The organism is Amycolatopsis sp. NPDC043885, from assembly GCF_056435685.1.
In genome coordinates, this window is record NZ_JBWKEA010000008.1 from 248,199 (window position 1) to 254,266 (window position 6,068).

Annotated in this window: 6 protein-coding genes; all 6 read right to left on the reverse strand. The window is 67.4% G+C overall.

Going from position 1 to position 6,068, the window contains the following annotated elements:
• Positions 1-58: 58 nt before the first annotated feature.
• A complete protein-coding gene (gene ehuA, locus AC069I_RS24300; protein WP_340688750.1) occupies positions 59-823 on the reverse strand; it encodes an ectoine/hydroxyectoine ABC transporter ATP-binding protein EhuA in 765 nt (254 codons plus the stop codon).
• A 7-nt stretch (positions 824-830) separates the two neighbouring features.
• Entirely contained in the window at positions 831-1,487 is a 657-nt protein-coding gene (gene ehuD, locus AC069I_RS24305) for an ectoine/hydroxyectoine ABC transporter permease subunit EhuD (RefSeq protein ID WP_478228585.1), read from the reverse strand.
• Positions 1,487-2,182, reverse strand: a complete 696-nt coding sequence (gene ehuC / locus AC069I_RS24310; protein WP_478228584.1) for an ectoine/hydroxyectoine ABC transporter permease subunit EhuC — start codon at positions 2,180-2,182, stop codon at positions 1,487-1,489. The genes ehuD and ehuC overlap by 1 nt, the downstream gene beginning before the upstream one ends.
• Before the next feature lie 13 nt (positions 2,183-2,195).
• Positions 2,196-3,089, reverse strand: a complete 894-nt coding sequence (gene ehuB / locus AC069I_RS24315) for an ectoine/hydroxyectoine ABC transporter substrate-binding protein EhuB (RefSeq protein WP_478231819.1) — start codon at positions 3,087-3,089, stop codon at positions 2,196-2,198.
• Between the two features lie 118 nt (positions 3,090-3,207).
• Positions 3,208-5,229, reverse strand: a complete 2,022-nt coding sequence (locus AC069I_RS24320; protein WP_478266458.1) for a protein meaA — start codon at positions 5,227-5,229, stop codon at positions 3,208-3,210.
• Positions 5,230-5,310: 81 nt separating this feature from the next.
• Complete coding sequence (locus AC069I_RS24325; RefSeq protein WP_478231821.1) at positions 5,311-5,877, reverse strand: YdbT family protein; 567 nt, start codon at positions 5,875-5,877, stop codon at positions 5,311-5,313.
• Positions 5,878-6,068 lie beyond the last annotated feature (191 nt).

The window sequence follows — 6,068 nt, forward strand, 5'->3', positions numbered from 1 at the left end:
TTCGTGTTCTAACCCGAATCGCCACTCACGACCAGTTGTACCGACGCGGTCGTGAGCCTCACGCCCGGTCGATGACCGCCTTGAGGAACCGCCGCGTCCGGTCGTGCTCCGGGTCGTTGAACAGCTTGTCCGGCGTGGCGTCCTCCAGCACCTGCCCCTGATCGAACATCATCACCCGGTCCGAGACGTCCCGCGCGAACTGCATTTCGTGCGTGACACAGAGGATCGTGATGTCGGTGGACGTCGCGATCTCGCGCAGCACGCGCAGGACGTCGGCGACCAGTTCCGGGTCGAGCGCCGACGTCACCTCGTCCAGCAGCAGCACGTCCGGCCGCATCGCGAGCGCGCGGGCGATCGCGACGCGCTGCTGCTGGCCACCGGAAAGCCGGGTGGGGTGCGCGTCCTTCTTGTCCGTGAGCCCCACCATTTCCAGCAGTTCGGCGGCCCGCGCCTCGGCCTCGTCCCTGGCGACGCCGAGCGAATGGATCGGCGCCTCGGTGATGTTGCGCAGCACGTTCATGTTGGGGAACAGGTTGAACTGCTGGAACACCATGCCGATCCGCTTGCGCGCCTCCCGCAGGTACTTCTCGTCCGCGGGTACCAGTTTCTCGCCGCGCTTCATATGGCTCAGATAGTCGCCGCAGACCTCGATGGTGCCGCCGTCGACCTTCTCCAGTGTCATCAGCAGCCGCAGGATCGTCGTCTTCCCGGACCCGCTCGGCCCGATCAGCGAGACGAACTCCCCTGGCGCGACGGTGAAATCGAGGTCGCGCAGCACGACGTGGTCTCCGTAGGACTTGACCACCTGCGAGAACCGGATCATCGGGGAATCAACTGTGGGCGGCACGTCGCTCCAACCTTCTCACCAGAATCGAAGCCGGCAGGCTCACCAGCAGGAACAGCACCCCGGCCAGGGTGTACGGCTCGACGACGCGGAACGTGTCGGCGCCGACCTCCTTCGCCCTCGCCAGGACGTCGACGACGCCGATCGCCAGCAGCAACGGCGTTTCCTTGAACATCGAGATCGTGTAGTTGCCGAGCGCGGGCAGCACCCGTGGCACCGCCTGCGGCAGGACGACCGCGGTCCACACCCGCGACCTCGGGAGGTTCAGCGCGGTCGCGGCCTCCCACTGTCCTTTCGGGACAGCCTCGATCCCGGCACGGTAGACCTCGGCCGCATACGTCGCGTAATGCACGCCGAGCGCGATGACACCGGTGGTGAACGGGGACAACGTCATCCCGCCCACCGGCTGGATCACGTAGTAGAGCACGAACACCTGGATCAGCAAGGGCGTGCTGCGGACGAACTCGATGAACAGCAGAACCGCCTGGGACAACACGGGAATCCCCGTCCGGCGGATCAGCGCGAACACCAGGCCGAGCGCGTACGCGACCACCGAGGCCAGCAGGGTGATCTCGACGGTGACGAGAAGCCCTTCCAGCAGAAGGGGAACCGATTTCGCGGCGGATTCCCAGCTCCAATCCATCACACACCTCCCGCGGTGGCCGTCATCTTGGCCGGGGCCCGGCCGAGACGCCGCGCGGCGAGCCGTTCCAGCAGCCGCATCCCGCTCGTGATCAGCAACGCGAGCAGGAGGTAGAGCACGAGTTCGGTGCCGTAGATCCAGCCGATCTCGGCACTGAACACCGGCCGCAGCAGTTCGCCTTGGCGGGCCATCTCCGGGACCCCGATGAACGACAGCAGTGCGGTGCTCTTCAGCAACTGGATGAAGAGATTGTTGAACGGTGGCAGCATTTCCGCGAACGCCTGCGGCAGGATCACCCGCCGCATCCGCTGGGCCGGGCTCAGGTTGAGCGCGACGGCGCCCTCGAACTGCGCGCGCGGGACCGAATTCACCGCGCCGCGGACGATCTCCGCGCCGTAGGCCCCGTGGTTGAGCCCCAGCACCAGGATCCCGGCGAACATCGGCACCAGCTGGAGTCCGACCAGCACCGGAAGCACGAAGTAGAGCCAGAACAGCTGGACGACTTCCGAGGTGCCGCGGAAGATCTCGACGTAGACCCGGGAAATCCCCCGCACCGGCCGGGACGGGGATCTCAGCGCCAGCCCGGCGGCCAGCGAGAGCACCACGGTGAGCGCGATCCCGCCGAGCGCCGCGGTGACGGTCGCGGTCAGTCCACTGAGGACGGACGTGATGATATGCGATACCGACGAGGACATGTGGTTCGCCCCGTCACACCGCGCAGAGTGTCTCGGTGGTGACACCGGGCTTCGGCAGGTTGTCCGCCGAGAACCCGAACGGTGTCACGATCCTGGTCCATTCGCCGCTGTCCTGCAGCTTCTTGAGTTCGACGTTGAACGCCTCACGCAACGGGTCGTCGTCCTTGCGGAAGACGAAGGCGCCGGCGGACACGACCGGTTTGCCGTCCTTGATCGGGTCGAAGCCTGGCGTGACTTCGGCGGCCGCGCCGGGGCTCTTCGCCAGGACGTCCTTGAGGGAGATGTCGGTGAGCGCGGCGCAGTAGACCCGGCCGTCGGTGACCGCGCGGAGCATGTTGTCCTGCGAATCGAGGGTGACGATCTGGTCCTCGGCGACGCCGGAGTCGGTGGCGTACCCCTTCTCCACGGCCGCCGAGAGCACGGCGACCTTGACCTTCTTGGCCGCGATGTCCTCGAACTTCAGCACCTGCTGTGGGTTCCCCTTGGGTACCAGCAAAGCGGTCAGCGCCGAGTAGTCGGGGATCGAGAAGGCCGCCGCGTCGCAGCGTTCCTTCTTGATGTTCATGCCCGCCGCGACGACGTCGTACTTCCTGGCGTTGAGCGCGGGGATCAGCTGGTCGAAGGAGACCGCTTCGGCGTCCACGTTGTCGATGCCCATGGCCTTGAAGACGGCGCGGGCGACCTCGGGTGCCTCACCGGTGACCCTGCCGCCCTGGTCCGTGAAACCGTACGGCGCTTCGTTCGCGATACCGATCCTGATCTTCTTCGCGTCCTTGGCCGCCTGCAACGCGTCCCCGGAAGACGTGGACGTGCACGCGGACAGCAGCACCGGACCACCGATCGTCACCGCGCCCAGAACCGCTGACCGCCGGAAGAACTCCCGCCTCGACCACTCGCCGTGCACCATCGCGGCACCTCTTTTCGATTAATCGGTTTTAATCGAAACGTAGGTGGGTACCTTGGCGCGGGCAGTGTGAGCGGGTGACGAACCACCTGCCGTTACGGTACCGAGATTTACGGTGACCTTATGTGCTCAGACCGTGGCGCTCCCGCACCAATCTGACAATTCCGTCCATGATGTCGGTGAGTTCGTAGTCCTTCGGCGTGAACACTTTCGCGATCCCCCGCTCCAGCAGGAGCTTCTCGTCGTCCGGCGGGATGATGCCGCCGACGATGACCGGGATGTCGCCCGCGCCCGCGGCCCGCAAACCGTCCACGACCTGCGGCACGACCTCGAGATGCGAACCAGAGAGCACCGAAAGCCCGACGACGTGCACGCCCTCCTGGACGGCGGCCGCGACGATCTGCTCCGGGGTGAGCCGGATGCCCTGGTACACCACCTCGAAACCGACGTCGCGCGCCCGCACGGCCACCTGCTCGGCGCCGTTCGAGTGCCCGTCTAGGCCGGGTTTGCCGACCAGGATCCGCAGCCGCTCGCCGATCTCGGTGTTCGTCGCCTTGACCCGTTCACGGACCCGGCGGATCTCCTCGTTGCCCTCACCCGCGGCCGCCGACGCGGAAACCCCGGTGGGAGCGCGGTATTCGCCGAACACCTCGCGCAGCGCGCCCGACCATTCGCCGGTGGTCACCCCGGCGCGGGCACAGTCGATCGTGGCCTCGAACAGGTTCTCCGACGTCTTCGCGATGGCCTTCAGCTTCTCCAGCGCCGACTCGGCGGCCGCGTTGTCGCGCTGCGTCCGCCATTCCTCGATCGCGGTGACGGCCTGCTTCTCGACGGCGGGGTCGATCGTTTCGATCGCCTTGGCCCCTTCGGCCTGCAGCGGCGAAGGCTCGGTGGTCTCGAACTTGTTGACCCCGACCAGGATCCGTTCGCCGTTCTCCATACCGCGCCGGTACTCCGCGAGCGAGGCGACGAGCTGGGACTTCATGTAGCCGCTCTCGACGGCCGCGACGGCGCCGCCGAGATCCTGCACGCGCGCGATCTCCTCGCGCGCGCCGGCCATGATCTCGTCGACCTTGGCCTGGATGACGTGCGAGCCGTCGAAGATGTCCTCGTACTCGAGCAGGTCGGTCTCGAACGCGAGCACCTGCTGCATCCGCAGCGCCCACTGCTGATCCCACGGCCGGGGCAGGCCGAGCGCCTCGTTCCACGCGGGCAGCTGGATCGCGCGCGCCCTGGCGCCGCGGGAAAGCGAGACCGCGAGCATCTCCAGCACGATGCGCTGGACGTTGTTCTCGGGCTGCGCCTCGGTCAGGCCCAGCGAGTTGACCTGCACGCCGTAGCGCAGCCGTCGCGCCTTGGGATCCGTGACGCCGTAACGATCCCGGGTGATCTCGTCCCAGAGCGCGGTGAACGCGCGCATCTTCGACATCTCTTCGACGAACCGCACACCGGCGTTGACGAAGAACGAGATCCGCGCGACCACCTTGGCCATGTCGGCCTGCTCGACCTGCCCGGAGTCGCGGACCGCGTCGAGGACGGCGATGGCGGTGCACAACGCGTACGCGACCTCTTGCGTCGGCGTCGCGCCGGCCTCCTGCAGGTGATAGCTGCAGATGTTGATCGGGTTCCACTTCGGCACGTGGTGCACGGTCCACGCGATCATGTCGGTGATCAGGCGGAGACTCGGGCCCGGCGGGAAGATGTAGGTACCTCGGGAGAGGTATTCCTTGATGATGTCGTTCTGCGTGGTGCCGGTGAGCTTGGCCAGCACCTCGTCCACGTCACGGCCCTCGGCTTCGGCCTGCTCGCGCGCGACGGAGACGTAGAGCGCCAGCAGCCACATGGCGGGCGCGTTGATCGTCATCGAGGTGTTGGCCTCGGCGAGCGGGATGCCGTCGAAGAGGCGCCGCATGTCGCCGATATGCGAAACCGGGACGCCGACCTTGCCGACCTCGCCCTTGGACAGCTGGTGATCCGGGTCGTAGCCGGTCTGCGTCGGCAGATCGAAGGCGACCGAGAGGCCGGTCTGCCCCTTCGCGAGGTTACGGCGGTACAGCTCGTTGGACGCGGCCGCGGACGAGTGGCCCGCGTAGGTCCGCATCACCCAGGGGCGGTCCCGTTCACGGTCCGTGGGATAGGGCACGGTGCACCTCCGGCGCTGGACGACCGCCCGAGTGTACCGGCCGGTAACATCAGCCGCACGGTTGTATAGCACACAGTCGGGTCATTCTCCGGCCATCGATCCCTGGCGCTGTCGTGCCTCGTCGACGGCTTTCGCGAGCTTCTCGCGCACTTTCGCCACGTCGCTGACACCCACGAGGATGACCGGCGGCTCGCGGTCCTTCCCGGTACCCGCGCCGAAGTTCGCCGACGCCCACGCCAGCACGCCGAGCCTGCCGAAGGTGATCGTCCCGGTCTTGCCCGGCCCGGGCGTGACGACGGGATCCGCCAGTCCGGCCAGCGCCGCGGACTCCTCCTTGCGGCGGACGAGCGAACTGGTCGCGATGACCCTGCCGTCCGTGACGGCGTACGTCGTCGAAGCAAGCCTGAGGTAGCGGATCAGGGGCCTGCCGGCGAGATGGAAGACGCCCGCGGCGGTGAGCACGACCCACGCGGCCATGTGGAACGCCGTGTCGTGGTTGGCGGCGAAGAACGCCGTGACGCCACCGAGCCAGAGCAGTCCGACGGGGACGTTGAACCGGTCACCGGGATTGAAGAGGGGCCTGCGCACCGGCTGCCCGGCCCAGATGACCCGTTCGCCCGGAAGGAGGTCGATCTGCCCCTCATGCATGCCACGGCACACTACCCGTCCGGGGGACGGGCGGCAGTGTCCGTTCGTCGGTGAAATTCCGGGCCGAACGGACCTATCCGAGTCGTCGGCGCGGGTGGGTCGTGGGGGGGGGGTTTGGGTTTTCCCCCCACCCCCCCCCCCCCCCCCCCCCACCCCCCCCCCACCCGCGCCAACGCAACCTGAATCTTAAC

Bases quoted from the DNA above. Each gene is read 5' to 3' on its own strand.
- ehuD (WP_478228585.1), bottom strand. From the start codon at position 1,487: ATGGATTGGAGCTGGGAATCCGCCGCGAAATCGGTTCCCCTTCTGCTG.
- ehuB (WP_478231819.1), bottom strand. From the start codon at position 3,089: ATGGTGCACGGCGAGTGGTCGAGGCGGGAGTTCTTCCGGCGGTCAGCG.
- ehuA (WP_340688750.1), bottom strand. From the start codon at position 823: ATGATCCGGTTCTCGCAGGTGGTCAAGTCCTACGGAGACCACGTCGTG.
- AC069I_RS24325 (WP_478231821.1), bottom strand. From the start codon at position 5,877: ATGCATGAGGGGCAGATCGACCTCCTTCCGGGCGAACGGGTCATCTGG.
- ehuC (WP_478228584.1), bottom strand. From the start codon at position 2,182: ATGTCCTCGTCGGTATCGCATATCATCACGTCCGTCCTCAGTGGACTG.